We start from the raw sequence: 23478 nt of genomic DNA on the forward strand, positions 1-23478 counted from the left end.
TTTTAAGAAAAGCCCATCAAATGATGGGCTTTTTTATTTGTCGCTCCTGCGAGGACTTGATGTCAATTTTTGTCAATTAAGTTTATACAACAACTGCTGAGTTTCTAACGTGCTTAACAAATCTTGTGAAATCTTAACTTTAGATGTTCTGCTTGGCATATGTAACTTTAGCTTTTCTTCCATATCATATACTACAAAATTCAACATGTCTTTGCCCTTATGATCTCCTACAATTTTTTCAATTCTACCTATCTTATCATCATTCAATTCATCTATATTTAATTGCAGTGTCAATTTATTAGCCATAGCCTCTAATACATCTTGTAACATTTGTACTTGGTTAAACTGAATTCTGATGTCTCCTTCGCGCCATCCTGGTCTTACAGACATTTTAATATGTAAAAACGAATTGGGTATTAAGAAATGCTTAAACTTTAAATAGTCTTCACCAAACATTCTAAACTCATGCGCTTCAGTATAATCTTCTATAATAAACGATGCCCAGCCTTTTCCGTTTTTAGAAATACGATGTTGTACATCGGTAACTATACCTCCAATCGATAAATCCTTCCCAACAAGGTCTTCTTCGGTTGCAAAAGCGCTAATCGGTGCATTACAGAAATATTTGATTTCAGTTTTATAGTCATCTAATGGATGGCCAGAAATATACATACCAATCACCTCTTTCTCTTTAGCCAATTTTTCCATAATTCCCCAAGGTTCACAATCTGGAATTACAGGTTCATCAAATTGTACTTCGGAAGCTTCTCCGAATAATGAAACCTGAGCCGAGTTTTTATTCTCTTGGTATTTATTACCAAAGCGTATGGCTTTTTCTATAAAGGTTTGCCCGCGTTCGTCAATCTCAAAATACTGTGCTCTTGATGTAGGGAACGAATCAAAAGCCCCAGCAAGAATCAATCCGTCAAAGGCTTTTTTATTAGCCGCACGTAAGTCTATACGCTTGGCAACATCAAAAATAGATTTATAATTACCATTCTCTTTTCGTTCTTTAATAACAGCTTCAACGGCACTTGCTCCTACACCTTTTATCGCCCCCATTCCAAAACGAATAGCGCCTTGTTTGTTAACCGCAAACTTGTAAAACGATTCATTAATATCTGGACTCAACACCTCAATACCCGCACGTTTGCATTCATCCATAAAAAAAGAAACTTGCTTGATATCATTCATATTATTTGATAGCACAGCCGCCATATATTCAGCAGGATAATGTGCTTTTAGATACGCTGTTTGGTAAGCGATATAAGCATAGCAAGTAGAATGCGATTTGTTAAAAGCATATTCAGCAAAGGCTTCCCAATCTTTCCATATCTTTTCTAAAATCTCTTCAGGGTGATTGTTCTTTTTACCACCTTCTATAAACTTAGGCTTTAATTGCTCTAGCAACGCAAATATCTTTTTACCCATCGCTTTACGCAAAACATCGGCTTCACCTTTTGTAAACCCTGCTAGTTTTTGTGATAGCAGCATCACCTGCTCTTGGTATACCGTAACTCCATAGGTTTCTTTGAGGTATTCTTCCATTTCTGGCAGGTCATACTCAATAGCTTCAATACCATGCTTTCGCTGGATAAAAAGTGGAATATATTCCATTGGTCCAGGACGATACAACGCATTCATAGCAATTAAATCAGCAAATTCAGTTGGCTTTAAATGCTTCATATGCTTTTGCATACCAGGCGATTCGTATTGAAAAATACCTACTGTTTCACCTCTTTGGAATAGCTCATAAGTTTTAATATCGTCAAGCGGAAACGCCTCAGGATCCAGTTGAACATCATGCAATGCCTTGACAATTTTAACAGTGTCCTTAATTAAAGTCAATGTCTTTAATCCGAGGAAATCCATTTTTAGCAGACCAGCATCTTCAACAACATAGTTATCAAATTGGGTAACGTATAAATCTGAGTCTTTAGCGGTAGCAACGGGAATCAAATTTGTAATATCTTCTGGTGTAATAATTACGCCGCATGCATGAATACCTGTATTACGTAATGATCCTTCTAATTGAACTGCTTGCTGAATTGTTTGTGCTTCAATACCTTCACCATCAGCTAAATCTCTAAGTTCATTAACTCGTATGATATCGTCTTTACGAAGTTCACCAATCTTTTTAATGCTTTTCTCATCCTCGCCAAAAATGGTCTTCAACTTTGTATTTGGTATCAATTTGGCAATTCGATCAGCATCTGGTAATGGCAAATCTAATACACGTGCAGTATCTCGAATAGAAGATTTGGCAGCCATAGTACCATAGGTAATAATTTGCGCTACCTGATTGGCTCCATATTTATTAATTACATAATCCATCACACGACCACGACCTTCATCATCAAAATCAATATCAATATCTGGTAATGATACACGATCAGGGTTCAAAAAACGCTCAAAAAGTAAGTCGTATTTAATCGGGTCTATATTAGTAATCCACAAGCAGTAGGCCACCGCTGAACCAGCAGCAGATCCACGACCAGGGCCAACAGAAACATTCATATTACGAGCTTCGGCTATAAAATCTTGTACAATTAAGAAATAACCAGGGTAACCAGTATGTTCGATAACACCCAATTCAAAATCAAGTCGTTCAGTAATCTCATCGGATAATTCACCCCAACGCTTTTTAGCACCTTCATACGTAAGATGTTTTAGGTATGCATTTTCACCACGTTTACCGCTATCTTTTTCATCTTCATTATCTATAAATTGTTCTGGGATTTCAAATTTTGGTAATAATACATCACGCGCTAACTCAAAAGGTTCAACTTTATCTATAATCTCTTGAATATTAATAATTGCTTGAGGTATACTTTTAAACAGAGCCTTCATCTCATCGGCACTCTTAAAATAATACTCGTCATTTGGCAATCCATACCTGAAACCTCTTCCTCTACCCTTCGGCGTTGCTAGCTTTTCACCATCTTTTACACAGAGTAAAATATCATGTGATTGCGCACTTTCTTTATCAACATAATAGGTATTATTTGCGGCAATTAATTTTACATCATGCTTTTTAGAAAACTCAAGTAATGTTCTATTTACATTAGCTTCATTAGCTTGTCCGTGATCATTTAATTCTAAATAAAAATCATCTCCAAAAGTTTCTTTCCACCAAAGCAAAGCGTCTTCAGCTTGCTTTTCACCTACATTTAAGATCTTGCTAGGTATTTCGCCATACATGTTTCCGCTTAAAGCGATAACATCTTCTTTGTATTGTTCAACAATCTTTTTGTCGATACGTGGTACATAGTAAAAGCCATCTATATAAGCTATAGAAGACATTTTGGCTAAATTATGATAGCCATTTTTGTTCTTAGCCAGCAAAACAATTTGATAGCCATTGTCTTTAAAAGATTTGTTGGTATGCTCTTCACAAACATTAAACTCACAACCTACAATTGGTTTTATAGGATGTTCTGAATCTTTATTATGTTTTAAAATTTCTTTTACAAAATTAAAAGCACCCATCATATTACCTGTATCAGTTAACGCAACCGCAGGCATTTGATGCTTAATAGCTGCATTTACCAATTTAGAAACACTCGATGTTGATTGAAGAATAGAAAATTGCGAATGATTGTGAAGGTGTGCGAATTGTGCATTCGCTAAATCTTTACTAGTATCTTCTGAAACCGTATCATCAACAACATCTTCTTTCTTTCTAAGTTTGGCACTTTCTTTTTTTAGATTAACATGTTTTAAACCAACAGATTTAATTACTTCTGGATTTTCTTCTTGAAACTCTTTAAAATAATCTTCTGTAACATCTAACTCTTCTTTGGTAAAAACTTCTTGCCTTATAAGTTCTAAGAAACAGCGTGTCGTAGCTTCAACATCTGCAGTGGCATTATGCGCTTCTGCGAAAGGCAACTTAAATAAATGTTGGTGAAGTTCTGTAAGCGTTGGTAATTTAAATTTACCGCCTCTTCCTCCAGGAATCTGACAGAGTTGTGCTGTTGTTTCAGTACAAGTATCTAAAACTGGCAAGTCATTGAGCTTGGTTGTAATTCCTTTTCTGTAGAATTCACAACCCATAATATTCAAATCAAACTCTACATTTTGCCCAACAACATAATCTGTTTTAGCAAGTGCTTCATTAAATAATTGTAAAACTGCATCTAGTGTTTCACCTTTTTGTGCGGCTAATTCTGTAGAAATACCATGTATTTGCTCAGAATCATAAGGAATGTTAAATCCTTCGGGTTGAATCAAAAAATCTTGATGTTCGATTAGCTCACCATACTTACCATGCAATTGCCAAGCTATTTGCACACAGCGAGGCCAATTATCTGTATCGGTTATTGGTGCATTCCAGCTCTTTGGTAAACCAGTGGTTTCGGTATCAAATATTAAATACATCTAAGAATTTTTGAGTAAGAAAATAAGGATTTAAAAGTACGGAAACAAGTACTTTTAGGCGAGATTTAGCAAGGCTTTTTATCAACAGTACGTTGAAAAGTTTTTACTTCTTTTTAAGTAGTTTACGCACTAATTCAACATCCTCTTTTGTATCAACTCCAATGGTTTGAGAAGTAGTAATTTCTACTTTGATCTTTTTACCATTTTCTAACCATCTGTTTTGTTCTAAAGATTCAGCAATTTCTAATGGGGTTTGCTGCAAACTAGCAAATTGATTCAAAGCTCTTGGTTTAAAAGCATACATACCTATGTGCTTATAAAAAGTATGCTTTTTAGTCCAATTAACTTTCTTAGCATCTCGTACAAAAGGAATCACTGAACGACTAAAATACAGAGCATTTTTTTGCTTATCAATCACCACAAAAACTCCCGATTTTAAATCTTCTCCTTCCTTTACAGGAATTACCAAAGTTGCCATAGGTATTCGCCCATTGTCAAAACATGATACCAATAATCGAATTTGTTCTGGGTCTAATAATGGTTCATCACCTTGAATATTTACCACTACATCGAAATCAACATCAATACATTTCTTAAACACACGATAAGCCTCTAAACATCGATTCGTTCCTGTATTATGATCTGGTGATGTTATTACCACATTTCCGCCAAACTTTTCGACAGCATTTACAATACGCTCATCATCAGTGGCTACTACTACATGATCTAGTGTTTTTTGAGCTTGCTCATATACTCGTTGTATCATTGGTTTCCCACAAAGATCAATCAACGGTTTACCTTCTAAACGAGTTGATCCATAGCGTGCTGGTATGATTCCTAGTACATTCATAGTTAACTTTTTCGAGTACAAATATCCACAAAAAATATATCAAATAAATACTACATTATTAGTTAACTATATTTAAAAAACATTGTATATTTGCGCCCACTTACCACGAGCTGGTAAGATTTTTAATAATCGAGGTCGCGTACCTCAAAAAATTAATAAAACAATGTCAGTAAAAATTAGACTACAAAGACACGGAAAAAAAGGAAAACCATTTTATTGGATCGTAGCTGTAGATTCAAGAGTAAAAAGAGATGGTAAATTTTTAGAAAAATTAGGAACGTACAACCCAAACACAAATCCAGCAACAATTAATTTAGATGTTGATGGATCTGTAAAATGGTTACAGAATGGAGCTCAACCTACAGATACGGCAAGAGCAATCTTATCATACAAAGGTGCTTTATTAAAGAATCACTTAGCAGGTGGAATTCGTAAAGGTGCTTTAACTGAAGAGCAAGCGGAAGCAAAATTTGAAGCTTGGTTAGAAGAAAAAACAGGTAAAGTTTCTGCTAAAGAAGATGGACTTGCTAAAGCGAAGGCTGATGCTAAAGCTAAAGCATTAGAAGCTGAAAAAGAAGTAAACGAAGCACGTAAAGCTGCTGCTGTACCTGTTGTAGAAGATGCCGCTGAAGATGCTACTACAGATACTGAAGCTACTAACGAAGAAGAATAAAAATTACTTTTTATACTTTTGAAGCCTGACAACCTAGTCAGGCTTTTTTATTTCACATTATGCAAAAAAAGGATTGCTTTTATTTGGGAAAAATTGCTAGAAAACATAGCTTTAAGGGTGAAGTAGTAATCGCTTTAGATACAGATGAGCCAGAGTTATATCAACAATTGGATGCTGTTTTTGTAGATATGGGTAAAAATATTTTGCCTTTTTTTATTGAAAAAAGCCTATTACAGAAAGGTAATAAGCTTCGTGTAAAATTTGAAGATATTAATTCTGAAGCCGAGGCTGAATCTATTTTAAAACATGATGTTTATTTACCTCTTAATCTACTACCTAAGCTAGAAGGTAACAAGTTCTATTATCATGAAGTAATCGGCTTTATAATGAATGATACCAACCATGGTGAAGTTGGTGAAATTGTTGGTATAAACGATACTACCGCTCAACCTCTTTTTGAAGTTAAAAAAGGAGAAATTGAGTTATTGATACCAATGATCGATAATTTTATTAAAAAAGTAGATCGAAAAAATAAAACCATTATTGTAGAAACCCCCGAAGGTTTAATAGATATGTATCTAAATGAATAAGTCTTTTAAATTCAAAGAGTTTACTATTCATCAAGATAGGTGCGCTATGAAAATTGGCACTGATGGTGTGTTGCTTGGCGCATGGGCTTCTTTAGCACATAATCCGAATTCAATTTTAGATATTGGAACTGGTACTGGTGTAATTGCCTTGCAGCTCGCACAAAGAAGTTTTACCGAAACTATTGACGCTTTAGAAATTGATGATAATGCTTATGAGCAAGCTGTAGAAAATTTTGAAATTTCAAATTGGGGAGATCGATTATTTTGCTATCATGCTTCTTTACAAGAATTTGCAGAAGAAATTGATGATAAGTACGATTTAATTGTCAGTAATCCTCCTTTTTATAATGATGAATATAAAACGGAAAATGATGCTAGAAATAAAGCACGATTTACGTCTTCATTATCATTTGAAACACTTTTTAACTCAGTAGCTAAACTCCTTTCTGAAAATGGTACTTTCTCAGTAATTACTCCCTTTAAAGAAGAAAAGAGTTTCATTCAGTTAGCTAAAAAATTTAAGCTCAATCTTATTCGAGTTTGCTATGTAAAAGGAACGCCTAAAAATAATGTAAAACGTTGTTTATTAGAATTTTCTTTTCAAAAAAGAGAAAAGAAAATTGAAGAATTGATTATAGAAACATCTCGACATGAATACACTCAATCCTATATTAATCTGGTTAAATATTTTTACTTAAAAATGTAATTTTAAGGAATTTTTGCCCCTCTAGCAGTTATCCATAAATTATACCAATCCTTACGAGATAATTCAAGATTCAATGCTTCTGAGCAAGATTTAATTCTTTGAACGTTAGTAGTACCAATAACAGGTTGTACATTAGGGATTTTAAACAACCAAGCTAGCAAAACGGCTTCTTTTGTCGTTTCATATTTTTCAGAAAACTCATCTAGCAAATTTATTACTTGCTTATCTTGATTTAACGTTAAATCAGAATTACCAGTAAATCGACCTCCATCTAAAGAACTATAAGCTTGAATAGACATATTATTTGAGTAAGCATATTCTAACAACCCTTCTACTCCATTGAAATCGGAATTATTTAATCTATTGACAAGAATTCCTGTTTCAATAAGTAAAGGATGTCCTAAACTCAACTGAATCTGATTTGTGATTAGAGGTTCATTCCAATATTTTTGAATTGATTGTATCTGATGTGTTGACATGTTACTAACACCGAATTTATTAACCTTTCCTTCTTTTTTAAGAGTATGAAATGTATCTACTATCTCTTCAGGGTTCATTAACGGATCAGGTCTGTGCAATAAAAAAACATCTAAATACTCTATTTGTAATCTTTTAAGAATCACATCGACTTGTTGCAAAAGATAATCTTTACTTAGATCATATATACTAGAATCACCTAATTCATGATGTCGAATTCCAGCCTTAGACTGTAAAATCATTTTATCTCTTAAAGAAGAGTTATTCTGTAATATGTTACCAAAAACTATTTCTGCCTTACCCTTTGTATAGATATCTGCATGATCAAAAAATGAAATACCACAAGCCATTGCAGTCTCAATTGCAGCTTCAGCCTTGATTAAATCCTTTTTTGTAATAGGGTTAGTGTCCCAGGCCCCGCCGAGCCCCATACAACCATAGATTAGTTGTTTTCCTAAGAGGTTCATCCAGTAACGCTATTAGGGTTATACCCCAAATATGGTACATGCTTTTCTACAAACTTAATACCATATTCTTCCAATTCTTTTAAAATAGGTTCATAAACCTCTTTAGAAATTGGTAGTTGTACACCAGGTGTAGTAATTTCTTCGTTTAAGATTTTCAAAGTCGCTATCGCTACTGGCAAACCAACTGTTTTTGCCATAGCAGTATAATTTTGATCTTCACCAATAACAACCAAACTACTATCTATTTGTTTTTTCTCTCCTTTATGCTCGTATCCAAACTTATGTTGCATTACAATCATATCTTTATCATCTGGTTTGAGCATCCAACCATCCATCAAAATCTTTTGAAGCATTTGTGCAGGAGTTGCGTTTTTAATGCCAATTTTCTTATCTGGATTAAAAATATCAAGCTCTTCTAGTTTACCCCACATAATGTCATCTTGATCTATCTTTAAATATGATCTTAATTTTAATTCTACAGAGTCTGTGGGACTATAAGCTAAAAACAGATTTATAAAATCACGATAACTCATGCTTTCAGAATCTTCGATAGTATATGTATCATCCGTCATTCCTAATTGAACAAAGACATTCCATGCTCTCGAAAATCCTATTTTACGAATTGTACCGCGATACATAGTAGGTATATCGTCTAACCCATAAATACTTCTATACTTTAAAGAATCTCTATTTGCATAAGCTTCAAATTTTCCACTTCCATTTACCGTTAAAAACTCTGTTCTTCTAAATAGTTTATGATAAGGTATATATTTATAAGTTCCTTCTTGTATAAACATTGCTGCACCGCCTTGACCGGCTAACACGACATTTCTAGGATTCCAAGTAAATTTATAGTTCCATAAATTGGTATCGCTCTCTGGTGCAACTAGACCTCCTGTAAAAGATTCAAACAATAGCATCTTAGCACCATTATCTCTTATTCTATCTATCACTTGCATAGCACTCATATGGTCTATACCAGGGTCTAGACCAATCTCATTCATAAATACCAAGCCTTTGTCTTTTACTTTATCATCTAAAGCTTTCATTTCTTTAGAAATATAGGAAGCTGTCACCATATGTTTACCAAAAACAACACAATCTTTTGCCACTTCAACATGAAATCGAGCTGGCAGCATAGAAACCACTATATCTGCATTTTGCACAGCCTCTTTTCTAGCTTGTTCATTAAAAACATCTAGTTCAACTGCAATACCGTTTTTATGATTATCAATGCGTTCTTCCGCGGCTTCTTTAGAAACATCGCCAACTATAATTTCTAAGTTTTCTTCTATAGATTTATCTAATAAATACTTAATTAATGATGAAGATGAGCGGCCCGCTCCTATGATTAGTATTTTTCTCATTCTAACTTTAAAATTATTGGAGCGAATGTATAAAATTTGAATAATTATAGAGGAAAAAAGTTATTCAAGTTTTATACAAGCTCAAAATGGTTCTGGCCTCTTCAAAATCTGCAACATCAACATTTAATTTGTAGCCTTCAATAAATGCAGTGCCGATAATTGAATTTAAATGTTCATCAACAATAAAGCTTTTTATTCCTTTACTTGAAAGTTTAGCTTGAGCCAAATGAACTTCGTGCAAAAAAGTTGAAGTAAAAACGGTTTTTAAACTTTTATCTTGATACATCTAACCTCTTTTAGTAAATATAAAAATTAACTTAATAATTATCTTAATTTTGACGTTCAATATTGAAAAAATGAAGAAAAACCTTATAATAACAAATGTTTTAGGTGCACTCACAATTATTTTAGGAGCTTTTGGTGCTCATGCCTTAAAAGATAGCTTAGAACCGGAAGCTTTAAAAAATTTTGAAACTGCTGTTCGTTATCAAATGTATCATGTATTGGTACTCCTTTTTGTAAATACATACAAAGGGTTTTCATCAAAAGCAAAAAATATAATTAGTTATTTATTTTTTACTGGAATCTTATTCTTTTCTGGATCAATCTATTTAATTACAGTGGGTAATGTTGCCGCTAAATCTATTTGGTTTATTACACCTTTAGGAGGAATATTATTTATTATGGGGTGGAGTTTTATGCTAATTTCTTTCTTAAAAAAATCTAGCTAAATTGTTAATAAAAGTAGATTTCAAACGTTTTCGTTATAAAATAATGTGTATTTTTGACCCCTATTTACTTTAACACAACTAAATGGAAAAAATTGCGAAAACCGTAGATAGAACCCTCGAAAACTACGGTATTAAGAATGCAACAACTCATTGGAATCTCTCACCTAAAACTTTAACAAAAATCACCGTAGAAAAGGACTTAGGCAAACTGGCTGATACTGGTGCTTTAGCCATTAATACTGGTGAATTTACTGGTCGCTCTCCTAAAGATCGATTTATTGTTAAAGACGATATTACTAAAGATAAAATTTGGTGGGGTGATATTAATATTCCCTTTGATTCTGACAAATTCGAAAAACTATATAATAAGGTAATCGATTATCTTTCTAATAAAGAATTATATGTGCGTGATGCTTATGCTTGCGCGGATGAAAATTACCGTTTAAATATTCGTGTAATTAACGAATTACCTTGGTCAAATATGTTTGCATATAACATGTTCTTAAGACCTGAAGAAAATGAATTAGAAAATTTTGAACCAGAATGGACAATTGTGAACGCACCAAATTTTATGGCAGATGCCAAAATTGATGGTACTCGTCAACATAATTTTGCCATTTTAGATTTTACCAGAAAAGTTGCTTTGATCGGTGGTACAGGATATACTGGTGAAATGAAAAAAGGTATTTTTTCTGCTCTAAATTTTATTCTACCTGTATTTAAAAATACATTACCCATGCATTGTTCTGCTAATGTCGGAGACAACGGAGAAACTGCCATTTTCTTTGGTTTATCTGGCACAGGCAAAACTACGCTATCGGCTGATCCTAATAGAAAATTAATAGGTGACGACGAGCATGGTTGGACTAATGAAAATACTGTGTTTAATTTTGAAGGAGGGTGCTATGCTAAAGTCATTAACCTATCCAAGGAAAATGAACCTGATATTTTTAATGCTATCAAGTCTGGTGCTCTATTAGAAAATGTTATTTTTAAAAATGGTGATGAAGTAGACTTCGAAGATATCTCTATTACTCAAAATACTCGAGTTAGTTATCCAATTTATCATATAAATAATATTCAAAAACCCTCGTTGGCTGGAAATCCAAAAAACATTTTCTTTTTAACAGCTGATGCTTTTGGAGTACTACCTCCGATATCAAGACTATTACCAAATCAAGCTGCTTATCATTTTATTTCTGGTTATACAGCTAAAGTAGCAGGTACTGAGGCAGGAGTTACCGAACCTCAACCATCTTTTTCTGCCTGTTTTGGCGCACCTTTTATGCCATTACACCCAGCAAAATATGCTGAAATGCTAAGTAAAAAGATGAAGGAAGCAGGTGTAAATGTATGGTTGGTAAATACTGGATGGACTGGCGGTCCTTATGGAGTTGGCACACGTATGAAGTTAAAATATACACGTGCAATGATTAACGCTGCACTTAATGGTGATTTAGGGGAGTACTCTTATGAAAACTATCATTTACATTCTGTCTTTGGTGTAGCGCAACCTAGACATTGTCCAGGGGTTCCTTCAGAAGTATTAAGCCCAAGAGCTTCTTGGAATAATGATGAGGCCTATTATAAAATGGCGTTTAAATTATCAAATGCTTTTAGAGAAAATTTTGCTCAATTTGAATCAATTGCGAATGAGGAGATTCGTAGAGGCGGGCCTCAACGTTTTGCTTAAAATAAAATATATCAAAAAGAAAGCCTCAAAATTTAAGTTTTGAGGCTTTCTTTTTTATGTACCATATACTCGAAAATTACCGAGCCGTATATTATACTTACGCTGTGCAAATTGAAAATACCAAAATAGTTTATAGTTCACTTCTAGACCATAGTCAATATTTGATTGATAATCAATAATATTTTCATAGATATTAGGGTTAAATCTCGATGGATTAGTAGCTCTTATATTCCATTCAGTGACATAAAATCTATTACGTGTTTCTAAAAATTCTTGCGAATAAAAATTCATTGGTCTTGCTCGAGTATTTAAAAAATTATTGAACCCTATATCAAAAATTATCACTTCGTATTCTAAACTATCATTAGCAATACGTACAGGTTCTTCCTTTGCTGTTGCTTGTTCAGAAGAAGCTGTTGTTTGATTTTGAGTACCACAACTAAAAATCAATAAACTTATAATGGCGAAGATGTATACTAAATTTCTCATACTACTAATTTTATATTGATTTATTATCAAAAAACATTCCAAATTATATTAAAAATCAAATTTTAACTGCACATCAATTATTTCTTCTTTTTCTTTAGTATTTGTATTTAAATTAGTCACTGATATACCCAATAAACGTACTGAGTTTTTAACCTTTTCCTGATATAACAACTCTTTAACCGTTTCTAATAACAAGTTTTTGTCAGTAATAAAATAAGGTAATGTTTTACTTCGTGTTTGTAATGAAAAATCACTGTATTTCATCTTTAAAGTTACTGTTTTTCCTGATATTTTTGATTTTTTAAGTCGATTTTCTAGCTCTTCAGCTATATCATCTAGTTTTTCTAACATGTAGATCTCAGAAGTCAAATTATCCATAAAAGTACGCTCAGCTGCTATAGACTTTCTTATTCTATCCGTTTTAACTCTACTATGATGTATCCCTCTGACAATATTATAATAATAGCCTCCTGATTTTTTAAAATGTTGCGTTAAAAACTCTAAAGATTTAGCTTTAAGATCTCTTCCTTTAAAAATACCTAGGTTATACATTTTTGCAGCAGTTACCTTACCTACACCATAAAATTTAACTATATCTAATTCTTCTAAAAATTCAATTACTTCTTCAGGCGGTATAGTTTTTTGTCCATTTGGTTTATTGATATCTGAGGCAACTTTGGCAATAAATTTATTGATAGAAATTCCCGCAGAAGCTCTTAATCCTGTTTTTTTATAAATTTCTGCTCTAATTTCCTCAGCCAAGAGTGTTGCAGACAAATGCCCTTTTTTATTTTCAGTAACATCTAAATAGGCCTCGTCTAATGAAAGTGGCTCTACCAAATCTGTAAATTCAAAAAAAATCTTACGAACTTGAGCTGATATCTCACTATAACGTTTAAAACGCGGGCGTACAAAAATTAGATGTGGACATTTTTTTTCAGCCAAAACGCCACTCATAGCAGATCGCACACCAAATTTTCTAGCTTCGTAACTTGCAGCTGAAACAACACCTCGTTTCCCACCACCACCAACTGCAACTGGTTTACCTCTTAGCTCTGGATTATCCAATTGCTCAACAGAAGCATAAAAAGCATCCATATCTACATGAATTATCTTTCGATATGAAGGCTGTAAAGAATCCAAGCTTATTAGATATTATTAGACAAATTTTTCAAAACTTCTAAAGCCCTACTAGCATCTTTCATATCTACAAAAATATGATCATGATAATAACCAGCTATAACGTTATAACTAATATGATACTTTGCAAGTTCAGTTGAAAAGGCAGCAGTAAGCCCAACCGCTTCTAAAGATGAATGGACTTTTAAAGTAATCCAAGAAGTTATATAAGTGTAGGTTAAATTTAACTTGTCAGCTTTATCTCGTTCTAAAATCAATGTAATTCCTTCCTTTTCAACAAATTTTCCTATTATATCTTCTTTCGAAGCGATATGATCATTTTCTACAACGGTAAAAACATATTCGCCTTCATTTAGAATAGGATTCATATTCTTAATCAAAGTCTTTAAATCTGTTTCACCGCTCATATAGAAATATCATAATTATCTTCTCAAAAATACAAAAAAGAAAAGCGCACCAATTGGTGCGCTTTTTTAAAATATAATCGAAGTTTATTAAACAACTCCTTGAGCTAACATAGCATCTGCAACTTTTACAAACCCTGCGATATTAGCACCCGTAATGTAATCTACAGAACCATCATCTTGCGTACCATATTTTACACATGAATCATGAATATCCTCCATGATTTGCTTTAATTTATCATCAACTTCTTTTCTCGTCCAGCTTAAACGTAATGAGTTTTGACTCATTTCTAATCCTGATGTAGCAACACCACCGGCATTTGACGCTTTTCCTGGAGCAAATAAAATTTTCGCTTTTTGAAATTCATGAATTGCTTCTGGAGTAGAAGGCATATTAGCACCCTCTGCTACACAAATACATCCGTTCGCTACTAAAGTTTTAGCTGCGTCACCATCTAATTCGTTTTGAGTCGCACAAGGCAAGGCAATATCGCATTTAGTACCCCAAGGTTTTTCTCCTTTAAAAAACTTAACTGAAGAATATTTGTCAGCATATTCATTAATTCTTCCTCTCTTTACATTTTTTAACTCCATGATAAATGCTAATTTACTAGCATCAATACCCTCCTCGTCATAAATATAACCTGAAGAGTCAGACATAGTAACTACTTTACCTCCCAACTGAGTCGCTTTTTCAGCTGCGAACTGAGCCACATTACCCGATCCAGAAATCACGACAGTTTTATCTTTGAAAGAATCACCTTTTGTTTTTAGCATATTTTCAGCAAAATATACATCACCATATCCGGTTGCTTCTGGGCGTATTAAAGAACCACCCCATGATGCACCTTTACCAGTTAAAACACCTGTAAACTCGTTTTTTAATTTCTTATACTGACCAAAAAGAAAACCTATTTCTCTACCACCTACACCAATATCACCAGCAGGTACATCAGTATTATGACCAATATGTCTAAATAATTCACTCATAAATGCATGGCAAAAACGCATTATTTCGTTATCAGATTTTCCTTTAGGGTCGAAATCTGAACCTCCCTTACCTCCACCCATAGGTAAGGTAGTTAACGAGTTTTTAAATACTTGCTCAAAAGCTAAAAATTTTAAGATACTTGCATTTACTGTTGGGTGAAAACGTAAACCTCCTTTATATGGGCCAATTGCAGAATTCATTTGAACACGATACCCCCTATTAACTTGTATTTCTCCATTATCATCAACCCAACTTACTCGAAAAGAAATAAGTCGCTCAGGTTCAACCATTCTTAATAAAATGTTTTTCCCGTCATAAATATCGTTCTTAGCTATATAAGGGATAACTGTTTCTGCCACCTCTTGGACTGCTTGTAAAAATTCAGGTTCATGACCATTCCGTTTTTTAACAAGGTTCATGAAGGCATTTATTTTCGATTCCATAATTTAATATGATTATTTAAAGTGTTTTTTATCAGATTATGAATGCAAATGTAGTCAAATTCACAATATCTCAATTCAAAAAATAAATTTATTTAACCCTAACGAAAACGTTTGAAATCTAATGCTATAGCTATTAGAAATCGTTTAAAAAAATAGATTTTTTGTAAACAAAAAAACGTAAATTTGCCGTTTAAATTTTTGACGTTAACTGATGTTAGATAAGGTAAAAGAATTGATTGGCGAGGTAAATGTTTTTCACACAACTTCAAAAGAAGAAGTAGAAGCATTCAGAATAAAATACTTAGGTAGTAAAGGTATCTTAAAAGAATTATTTACTGAGTTCAAGAATATTCCAAATGAGCAGAAAAAAGAATTTGGACAAACAATTAATACCTTAAAAAAAGCTGCTGAAGAAAAAGTAATCCTACTAAAAGAAGCTTTAGAAAACAATACAGAAGAGAAAAGTATATATGGTGATCTAACAAAACCTGCCGAACCTTTAGAGTTAGGTTCGCGTCACCCAATTTCGATTGTAAAAAATCAAATTGTTGATGTATTTTCACGTATAGGATTTATCGTTTCAGAAGGACCGGAAATTGAAGATGATTGGCACAACTTTACAGCTTTAAATTTACCAGAATATCATCCAGCTCGCGATATGCAAGATACGTTTTTTATAGAGCAAGATCCAGATATTTTGTTGCGTACACATACCTCATCGGTTCAAGTACGTTATATGGAAAACAATGAACCTCCGATACGAACCATTTCTCCTGGCCGTGTATTTAGAAATGAAGACATCTCTGCACGTTCGCATTGCATTTTTCACCAGGTAGAAGGTTTGTACATTGATACTGATGTTTCTTTTGCAGATCTAAAGCAGACCTTATTATATTTTACTAAAGAAATGTTTGGTAAATCTAAGATTCGGTTACGTCCTTCTTATTTTCCTTTTACAGAACCAAGTGCTGAAGTAGATATTTATTGGGGCTTAAAAACCGAAACTGATTATCGTATTACAAAAGGTACTGGTTGGTTAGAAATTATGGGCTGTGGTATGGTAGATCCAAATGTTTTGCAGAACTGCAATATTGACCCTTCAACGTATAGTGGATTTGCTTTTGGAATGGGTATCGAGCGTATCGCCATGTTACTTTATCAAATACCAGATATTAGAATGCTATTTGAAAATGATGTGCGTTTTTTAAGTCAGTTTAAATCTGTTATTTAAGATAATGGCATTAAAAAAACATCTGGAGAAACAAGGATACCATTCTATCAAGCTAAAAAAGACAAAGACCAATCACTTCGAATTGAAGGCCGAAATAAATGGTAAAAAAGGACGCTTTATTATTGATACTGGCGCATCAAATTCTTGTGTTGGTTTTGAGGAAGCTGAACTTTTTGATCTTGCAACCGAAGAATCAGAGCATAAAGCTACTGGTGCTGGCAATGCTGAAATAGAAACTCAGTTATCTCAAAATAATAAAGTAAGTATCGATGGGTTTAAGTTAAAAAAAGTGAATCTAGTTTTACTTGATCTATCACACATAAATAATGCTTTGGTAAAACAAAAGGCCAAACCTGTTAATGGCATTTTAGGTGCTGATATTTTAGAGCGCGGAAAAGCAATTATCGATTATAACAAAAAAAGACTATACCTTTCTAAGTAATGAGCAATTCATCAGATAATCGTTATAAACTTCGTGGTGTTTCTGCTGCAAAAGAAGATGTTCATAATGCTATAAAAAATATAGATAAGGGTTTATTTCCTAAAGCATTTTGCAAAATAATTCCTGATTATTTAACTGATAGTCAAGAGCATTGTGTAGTAATGCATGCTGATGGTGCAGGTACAAAATCTTCATTGGCATATATGTACTGGAAGGAAACTGGTGATCTATCAGTCTGGAAGGGAATTGCTCAGGATGCTTTAATCATGAATATTGATGATCTTTTATGTGTTGGCGCCACAGACAACATTCTATTATCTTCTACAATTGGTAGAAATAAAAATCTAATTCCTGGCGAAGTATTATCAGCAATTATTAATGGTACAGAAGAATTATTAGCTGATTTAAGAAAATTTGGAATTACAATTCATTCAACTGGTGGAGAAACGGCAGATGTTGGAGACCTAGTACGCACAATTATTGTTGACTCTACTGTCACTGCACGAATGAAACGTAGTGACGTTATAGATAATGCAAACATTAAAGCTGGTGATGTAATCGTTGGCTTAGCTTCTTTTGGGCAAGCAACTTATGAAAGTGAATACAATGGCGGTATGGGTAGTAACGGATTAACATCTGCTCGCCATGATGTATTTCATAACTATTTAACCGAAAAATATCCTGAGAGTTTTGATGATTCAGTTCCTAACCATTTGGTGTATTCCGGTAAAACAAAATTAACAGACGACATTGAGAATTCTCCGATTGATGCTGGTAAATTGGTGCTTTCACCTACTCGCACATACGCACCAATTATTAAAGAGATTTTATCTAAATATACTTCTAAAGAAATTCATGGCATGGTGCATTGTAGTGGTGGTGCTCAAACCAAGATTTTACATTTTATAGACAATCTTCATATTATAAAAGATAATCTTTTTGAGATACCTCCTTTATTTAAATTAATTCAGGAGCAATCGAATACTGATTGGAGAGAAATGTACCAAGTATTTAACTGTGGTCATAGAATGGAATTATATGTTCCTAAAGAAGTAGCACAAAACATTATCGACATCTCAAAGAGTTACAATGTGGATGCTCAGATTATTGGACGAGTGGAATTTTCAGACAAGAAAAAACTGACTATTTCAAGCGAATTTGGTGAGCTCATTTATTAGTCTTTATAAAATTTTTTGAAGCTTAACATACTGCAGTAGCATTATTGTTTTGGCGTCTTTTATCTCTCCTGTTTTAATCATTTCCATAGCTTCATCTATATGTAATTCTAACACTTCAATCTCTTCTTGTTCGTAATCAGCTCCTCCTCCAACACTTTTTTTCATACCATGATCATACTGAGCAATAAAAAAGTATAAAATTTCTGTAACAGAACCTGGCGACATATATGATTCAAAAACTTTTTCAACTGACGATAAATGGTAGCCCGTTTCTTCTTCTGTTTCTTTTATAATACAGTCTTCTGGGTTATTATTATCTAATAATCCAGCACATGCTTCTATAAGCATTCCTGTACTATTACCATTTATGTAAGTTGGTGCTCTAAATTGCTTGGTAAGTATTACTGATTGTTCTTGTTTATTATAAAGTAATATAGTGGCGCCATTTCCTCTATCATAAGCCTCTCGTTCTTGCGATTCCCAAGTACCATCATTTTTTTGATAATCAAAATATAATTTTCGTAATACATACCAATTATCTGAAAGTATCTCTTTCCTTAAATTTTTAATCTTATTATTTTGCATAAATCAAATTTCTTGTGTAACAAAATACGATAATTCAATACATATACTTCAAAACAACTCAAATGATTTCACACTTTCTTAAATTAGAGTGGAAACAATATTTCCGTTCCTCATATTGGCAAACTGGTATTGCATTGAAGATCCTTATGGGGTTTTTTGCCATTTATTTTATCATCTCTTTTTTGGCAGTTGGTATTGGTGGATATTATCTTATTAAGGAACAATTTCCAGGTAAAGATCCTCTACAAATAGTTAATTCATTTTTAATTTTTGCACTTTTAGGTGATTTGATTTTTCGTTATCTGATGCAAAAATTACCAATTATGAATATTAAGCCTTTTTTAGCTTTGCCTGTTAAAAAAAGTAAATTAGTTCATTATGTATTAGCAAAATCAAGTTTTTCTTTTTTTAATATTCTAGGTTTATTCTTTTACGTTCCTTTCGCGTTCGTTCTAATAAAAGAAGGCTATAATATTAATGGTGTATTAGGGTGGTTATTTGCAATATTCTTTATAATTCAAGCAATTAATTTCCTGAACTTTTTAATTAATAAAAATAATATCGCATTTTGGATAATTGCTGTAGCAACGATTACGCTTATTGCACTACAAAATTATAATATTTTCGACAGTACAGTTTATAGCAAAAAGATATTTAATGCATTTATAAACAACCCTATATTAGCTATTATTCCTTTTCTATTATCTATCATTTTATATTATATAAACTACAAATTACTTAAAACAAAAGTCTATTTAGATGATGCCATAGCTACAAAAGTTAAAGAAGCAAATACAGCAGAATTAGCATGGGCTGATAGATTGGGAGATGTGGCTCCTTTTATAAAAAACGACATCAGATTAATTTGGCGTAATAAAAGAACTAAAACATTATTCTTTATGTCTTTTGTGTTTCTATTTTATGGATTGATCTTTTTTGACAACCCTTTGTATAGAGATAAAATGCCAGGTTTTTTATTGTTTGCTGCTTTATTTGTTACTGGTGGTTTTGCTTTGAACTATGGTCAATTCATTCCAGCTTGGGATAGTTCTCATTATAAGATGTTGATGAGTCAAAATATACGTTATCGAAAATTTTTAGAAAGCAAATGGTTTTTAATGGTTTCTATGACAGGCATTCTTTATTTTATGAGTTTACCATACCTCTATTATGGTTTAAATATTTTTTTGATGATTACTGCCGGGGCAATTTTTAATATTGGATTTAATTCTCTGTTTTTATTATATGCCGGTTCGTTTAATAGAAAACGTATTGATTTAGAAAAGAGTGGATTTTCTAATATGCAAGGAACCAGTGCTACACAGTTTATTATCATTATTCCATTAATGATATTCCCAGTTTTAATCTTTTGGATTTTCAGCAAGCTTATTAGCTTCAATGCTGGTGTAGCTGCTATAGCTATTGTAGGGATTGCTGGGCTAATCTTTAGGAATTATTTTATGGACCTAATAGAAAAAAAATATATCCGTGATAAGTATGATGCAATTAACGCATTCGAACAAAAATCATAATCAATCAAAAACTAATATGATATTTACTAAAAACATTACAAAAAAATACAGTAAAGAAACTACTGTTTTAAATATAAAATCACTAGAAATACCTAAAGGACAAAGTTTTGGTCTAGTTGGAAATAATGGAGCAGGAAAAACTACATATTTTAATTTATTACTAGATTTAATTAGACCTTCTACAGGTGAAATAACTAATAATGGAATCACCGTAAATAAGAGTGAAGAATGGAAAACGTATACAGGGTCATTCATAGATGAAAGCTTTTTAATCACTTATTTAACTCCTGAAGAATATTTTGACTTTATTGGTGATCTACGCGGTATGAACAAGGCAGATGTTTCATCTTTTTTAGCACAATTCGAAGAATTCTTTAACGGAGAAATTTTAGGAAAGAAAAAATACCTGCGTGATTTATCTAAAGGTAATCAGAAAAAAGCAGGTATTGTAGCTGCTATGATGGGTAACCCAGAAGTAGTAATTTTAGATGAACCATTCGCTAATTTAGACCCTACTACTCAGATTAGACTAAAGAAAATTATTAAAACACTAACCGATAATCGAGAGGTGACCGTCTTGATCTCAAGTCATGACCTAAGTCACGTAACCGAAGTATGTGAGCGCATAGTTGTTTTAGAAAAAGGTGAAGTTGTAAAAGATATTAAAACATCTACAGAAACGTTAAAAGAATTAGAAAGTCATTTTTCTGTTTAACCAAGTTTATTAATTGGCAAAAAGCTTCTACATTTTTATTTGTATTTTTACACTTTTAACAGCAATAATTCTCAATGAATTAAGTTAAAGAAGTAAACTCATTTATAATTTTGAAAAAAGGTTTTTTCTCCGGCCTAATTTTTAGTAGCATTCTTCTCATTTTTATTGGTTGCTCAACTAAAAAAGATGCCTTTTTAAATCGTGGTTTTCACTCACTTACTACCAAGTACAATGTACTATATAATGGTCAAGTTGCTTATGATCAAGCCAAACAGCAAATTGATGATCAGTACAATGATAATTTTTGGGAAGTTCTTCCAATAGAACCTTTAAAAATCGAAGAAGAAAAATTAGAAGCTCCGGTTTTACCTGGTCAGAAAAAAGAAATAAAAGAAGATAATGTACAAGGTTTTGAAAGAGCAGAATTAAAAGCTATTAAAGCCGTCCAAAAACATTCGATGGACATTAATGGGCGTGAGCGTAATAAACAAATTGATGATGCTTATCTATTATTAGGTAAAACTCGATACTACTCTCAACGATTTGTTCCGGCTCTAGAGGCTTTTAATTTCATATTAGGTACTTATACAGATTTTGACTTAAGAGATGAAACTAAAGTATGGCAGGCCAAAACGCTCATTCGTTTGCAAAATGAAAAATTAGCTTTAGAAACATTGGGTATCCTATTAAAGAATGACAACGCTCCTCTAAATATTATTGAAAACGCTCATATAGCAACTGCTCAGGCCTATCAATCTTTAGACAGCACTCATTTAGTAATAAAACATTTAGATAGTGCTGTTTTCTTTTCTGTTAATCCGAAACAAAAAGCGCGTAACCTTTTTATTTTAGGGCAACTATATCGTCAGCAACAAAAAATCGATTCGTCAAATATGGCTTTCAAAGCATTGATCAATTTTAAGAAAGCGCCATATCGTTATAGAATTCATGCAGAAATTGATAGAGCAAAAAATTATAGCGATACAGACAGTACAGAATTAGTGCTTAAAAACTTATACAGACTAATTAAGGATAGAGATAATCGTCCTTACCTAGATGAATTGTATTATCAAACAGGATTGATCGAATTGGCAAATAAAAACGACTCTGTAGCAATTGAAGACTTTAACAAGTCGTTAAGAGCTAAAGATACTAAGCCATATCAGCAGGAATTAACGTATGAAGCCTTAGGAAATGTATATTTTGATAAAGCCCAGTTTCAATTAGCTGGATCTTATTATGATAGTGTTTTAAACATTGCCGAAAATGAAAACACCAAAAGAATACGCCGTCTGGTACGTAAACGTAAAAGTCTAGATGAAGTAATTCTTTATGAAAATATTGCACAGATAAATGATAGTATCTTATACGTTTCTTCGTTATCAAATGATGCTCAGAAAGAATATTACCAAGATCATATTGATAAACTAAAAGCTGAAGCCGAAGAGGCCAAGCGAAAAGAGGAGGCACTAGCTCAGAATTCAGGATTTGGAAATATTACTGATGATAGTTCAAAAGATAGTAACTCTGGAGGTAAATTTTACTTTTATAACGTTCGGGTTTCTGGTTTCGGGAAACAAGAATTTAGAAAGATTTGGGGTAATCGTCCTTTAGAAGACAATTGGCGCTTATCAGATAAAAGTTCCTTTTCTATCGGTAACCAAAGTAACAATCTGATAACTCAAAATACTATAGATGATTCTCAAAAATTTAATCTTGAATATTATCTAAATCGTATTCCAAAAGAAGAAGCTACACTCGACAGTATTAAAGATATTAGAAATGATGCTTATTACCAGTTAGGCTTGTCTTACAAAGAACAATTTAACGAGTATGAATTGGCTGCTGAACGTTTAGAAAAACTATTAACTTTTCCACCAAAGGAAAATCTAATATTACCTATTAAATACCATCTTTATAAAATTTATGAAAATATTGACCCTGTAAAGAGTAATAAATACCAAGACGAAATCGTTAATAATTATCCAGACTCAAGGTATTCAAAAATTATTTTGAATCCGGATGAAGCTCTTACATTTATTGACGAAAAAAATACACCAGAGGGTTTTTATAATGATGTTTATTGTGATTATGATTACGAACATTATAATCGTGCATTAGAAAAAACAGAAAAAGCATTAAAACAGTTTGAGGATCTACCTATTATTCCTAAATTTGAATTGCTTAAGGCATATCTCTTAATGAAAACCCAAGGCAAAGATGCTTTTAGAGAGGCATTAGATTTTGTAGCATTGAATTATCCAAATACAGAAGAAGGTAAGCATGCGGTAAAAATTCTATCTGGTTTTAATAAGAGCCCAACTGAAACAAACAAAAATACTATAGAAAAGAAAAGTTTAGTCACTCCCCAAAAGAAAAAGAATTAAGTATAGA

Annotated in this window: 21 protein-coding genes; 11 read left to right on the top strand and 10 right to left on the bottom strand. The window is 32.7% G+C overall.

Features of this window, described 5'->3' with window-relative positions:
* Positions 1–72: 72 nt before the first annotated feature.
* Both dnaE and kdsB read right to left on the bottom strand, forming a co-directional pair.
* Entirely contained in the window at positions 73–4380 is a 4308-nt protein-coding gene (gene dnaE / locus AC1EUV_RS00905) for a DNA polymerase III subunit alpha (protein ID WP_480196771.1), read from the bottom strand.
* A 103-nt stretch (positions 4381–4483) separates the two neighbouring features.
* Positions 4484–5230, bottom strand: a complete 747-nt coding sequence (gene kdsB / locus AC1EUV_RS00910; protein ID WP_480196772.1) for a 3-deoxy-manno-octulosonate cytidylyltransferase — start codon at positions 5228–5230, stop codon at positions 4484–4486.
* Positions 5231–5393: 163 nt separating this feature from the next.
* Between kdsB and AC1EUV_RS00915 the strand changes: the two genes are divergently transcribed.
* The 3 genes from AC1EUV_RS00915 to AC1EUV_RS00925 are packed head-to-tail and all read left to right on the top strand — an operon-like array spanning position 5394 to position 7199.
* Positions 5394–5903 (top strand): 30S ribosomal protein S16, encoded by a 510-nt coding sequence (locus tag AC1EUV_RS00915; protein WP_480196773.1) that lies wholly within the window; start codon positions 5394–5396, stop codon positions 5901–5903.
* A 59-nt stretch (positions 5904–5962) separates the two neighbouring features.
* A complete protein-coding gene (gene rimM, locus AC1EUV_RS00920) occupies positions 5963–6493 on the top strand; it encodes a ribosome maturation factor RimM (RefSeq protein WP_480196774.1) in 531 nt (176 codons plus the stop codon).
* Complete coding sequence (locus AC1EUV_RS00925; RefSeq protein ID WP_480196775.1) at positions 6486–7199, top strand: tRNA1(Val) (adenine(37)-N6)-methyltransferase; 714 nt, start codon at positions 6486–6488, stop codon at positions 7197–7199. The genes rimM and AC1EUV_RS00925 overlap by 8 nt, the downstream gene beginning before the upstream one ends.
* 2 nt (positions 7200–7201) lie before the next feature.
* On the opposite strand, the gene AC1EUV_RS00930 is transcribed toward AC1EUV_RS00925, so the two are convergent.
* The 3 genes from AC1EUV_RS00930 to AC1EUV_RS00940 all read right to left on the bottom strand — a co-directional run bounded on the left by AC1EUV_RS00930 (position 7202) and on the right by AC1EUV_RS00940 (position 9796).
* Entirely contained in the window at positions 7202–8143 is a 942-nt protein-coding gene (locus AC1EUV_RS00930) for an aldo/keto reductase (RefSeq protein ID WP_480196776.1), read from the bottom strand.
* The gene (locus AC1EUV_RS00935) at positions 8140–9510 is read right to left on the bottom strand and encodes a saccharopine dehydrogenase family protein (RefSeq protein ID WP_480196777.1); all 1371 of its coding nucleotides are present in this window, start codon (positions 9508–9510) and stop codon (positions 8140–8142) included. Before AC1EUV_RS00935 ends, AC1EUV_RS00930 begins: the two co-directional genes overlap by 4 nt.
* Positions 9511–9574: 64 nt before the next feature.
* Entirely contained in the window at positions 9575–9796 is a 222-nt protein-coding gene (locus AC1EUV_RS00940; protein WP_480196778.1) for a putative signal transducing protein, read from the bottom strand.
* Between the two features lie 70 nt (positions 9797–9866).
* On the opposite strand from AC1EUV_RS00940, the gene AC1EUV_RS00945 reads away from it, so the two are divergent.
* A complete protein-coding gene (locus AC1EUV_RS00945) occupies positions 9867–10241 on the top strand; it encodes a DUF423 domain-containing protein (protein WP_480196779.1) in 375 nt (124 codons plus the stop codon).
* Positions 10242–10323: 82 nt separating this feature from the next.
* Entirely contained in the window at positions 10324–11934 is a 1611-nt protein-coding gene (pckA, locus tag AC1EUV_RS00950) for a phosphoenolpyruvate carboxykinase (ATP) (RefSeq protein ID WP_480196780.1), read from the top strand.
* Between the two features lie 54 nt (positions 11935–11988).
* Here the strand turns inward: pckA and AC1EUV_RS00955 are convergent, their stop codons facing one another.
* The 4 genes from AC1EUV_RS00955 to gdhA all read right to left on the bottom strand — a co-directional run bounded on the left by AC1EUV_RS00955 (position 11989) and on the right by gdhA (position 15401).
* The gene (locus AC1EUV_RS00955; RefSeq protein ID WP_480196781.1) at positions 11989–12423 is read right to left on the bottom strand and encodes a DUF6146 family protein; all 435 of its coding nucleotides are present in this window, start codon (positions 12421–12423) and stop codon (positions 11989–11991) included.
* A gap of 48 nt (positions 12424–12471) precedes the next feature.
* On the bottom strand, positions 12472–13566 hold the full coding sequence (gene dinB / locus AC1EUV_RS00960; RefSeq protein ID WP_480196782.1) for a DNA polymerase IV: 1095 nt from the start codon (positions 13564–13566) through the stop codon (positions 12472–12474).
* 5 nt (positions 13567–13571) lie between these two features.
* Positions 13572–13970 (bottom strand): ACT domain-containing protein, encoded by a 399-nt coding sequence (locus AC1EUV_RS00965; RefSeq protein WP_480196783.1) that lies wholly within the window; start codon positions 13968–13970, stop codon positions 13572–13574.
* An 87-nt stretch (positions 13971–14057) separates the two neighbouring features.
* The gene (gdhA, locus tag AC1EUV_RS00970; RefSeq protein ID WP_480196784.1) at positions 14058–15401 is read right to left on the bottom strand and encodes an NADP-specific glutamate dehydrogenase; all 1344 of its coding nucleotides are present in this window, start codon (positions 15399–15401) and stop codon (positions 14058–14060) included.
* 211 nt (positions 15402–15612) lie between these two features.
* Here gdhA and pheS point away from each other — a divergent pair, with 211 nt between their 5' ends.
* Genes pheS through AC1EUV_RS00985 form a run of 3 tightly spaced genes read left to right on the top strand, consistent with a single transcriptional unit; the run spans position 15613 to position 18252 of the window.
* Positions 15613–16632 carry a phenylalanine--tRNA ligase subunit alpha gene (pheS, locus tag AC1EUV_RS00975; protein WP_480196785.1) on the top strand — a complete coding sequence of 340 codons (1020 nt, stop codon included), beginning with the start codon at positions 15613–15615 and terminating at the stop codon, positions 16630–16632.
* Positions 16633–16636: 4 nt separating this feature from the next.
* Positions 16637–17074, top strand: coding sequence for a retropepsin-like aspartic protease (locus tag AC1EUV_RS00980; RefSeq protein ID WP_480196786.1), 438 nt, complete (start codon positions 16637–16639; stop codon positions 17072–17074).
* Positions 17074–18252 (top strand): AIR synthase related protein, encoded by a 1179-nt coding sequence (locus AC1EUV_RS00985; protein ID WP_480196787.1) that lies wholly within the window; start codon positions 17074–17076, stop codon positions 18250–18252. Before AC1EUV_RS00980 ends, AC1EUV_RS00985 begins: the two co-directional genes overlap by 1 nt.
* A 3-nt stretch (positions 18253–18255) precedes the next feature.
* On the opposite strand, the gene nudK is transcribed toward AC1EUV_RS00985, so the two are convergent.
* Positions 18256–18837 carry a GDP-mannose pyrophosphatase NudK gene (nudK, locus tag AC1EUV_RS00990; RefSeq protein WP_480196788.1) on the bottom strand — a complete coding sequence of 194 codons (582 nt, stop codon included), beginning with the start codon at positions 18835–18837 and terminating at the stop codon, positions 18256–18258.
* 62 nt (positions 18838–18899) lie between these two features.
* On the opposite strand from nudK, the gene AC1EUV_RS00995 reads away from it, so the two are divergent.
* From AC1EUV_RS00995 to porW, 3 genes are all read left to right on the top strand, one after another.
* Positions 18900–20369, top strand: coding sequence for a DUF5687 family protein (locus tag AC1EUV_RS00995; RefSeq protein ID WP_480196789.1), 1470 nt, complete (start codon positions 18900–18902; stop codon positions 20367–20369).
* Between the two features lie 16 nt (positions 20370–20385).
* Positions 20386–21084 carry an ABC transporter ATP-binding protein gene (locus AC1EUV_RS01000; RefSeq protein WP_480196790.1) on the top strand — a complete coding sequence of 233 codons (699 nt, stop codon included), beginning with the start codon at positions 20386–20388 and terminating at the stop codon, positions 21082–21084.
* Between the two features lie 110 nt (positions 21085–21194).
* Positions 21195–23471, top strand: coding sequence for a type IX secretion system periplasmic lipoprotein PorW/SprE (gene porW, locus AC1EUV_RS01005; RefSeq protein WP_480196791.1), 2277 nt, complete (start codon positions 21195–21197; stop codon positions 23469–23471).
* Positions 23472–23478 lie beyond the last annotated feature (7 nt).

Source organism: Maritimimonas sp. 2304DJ26-3 (assembly GCF_056591635.1).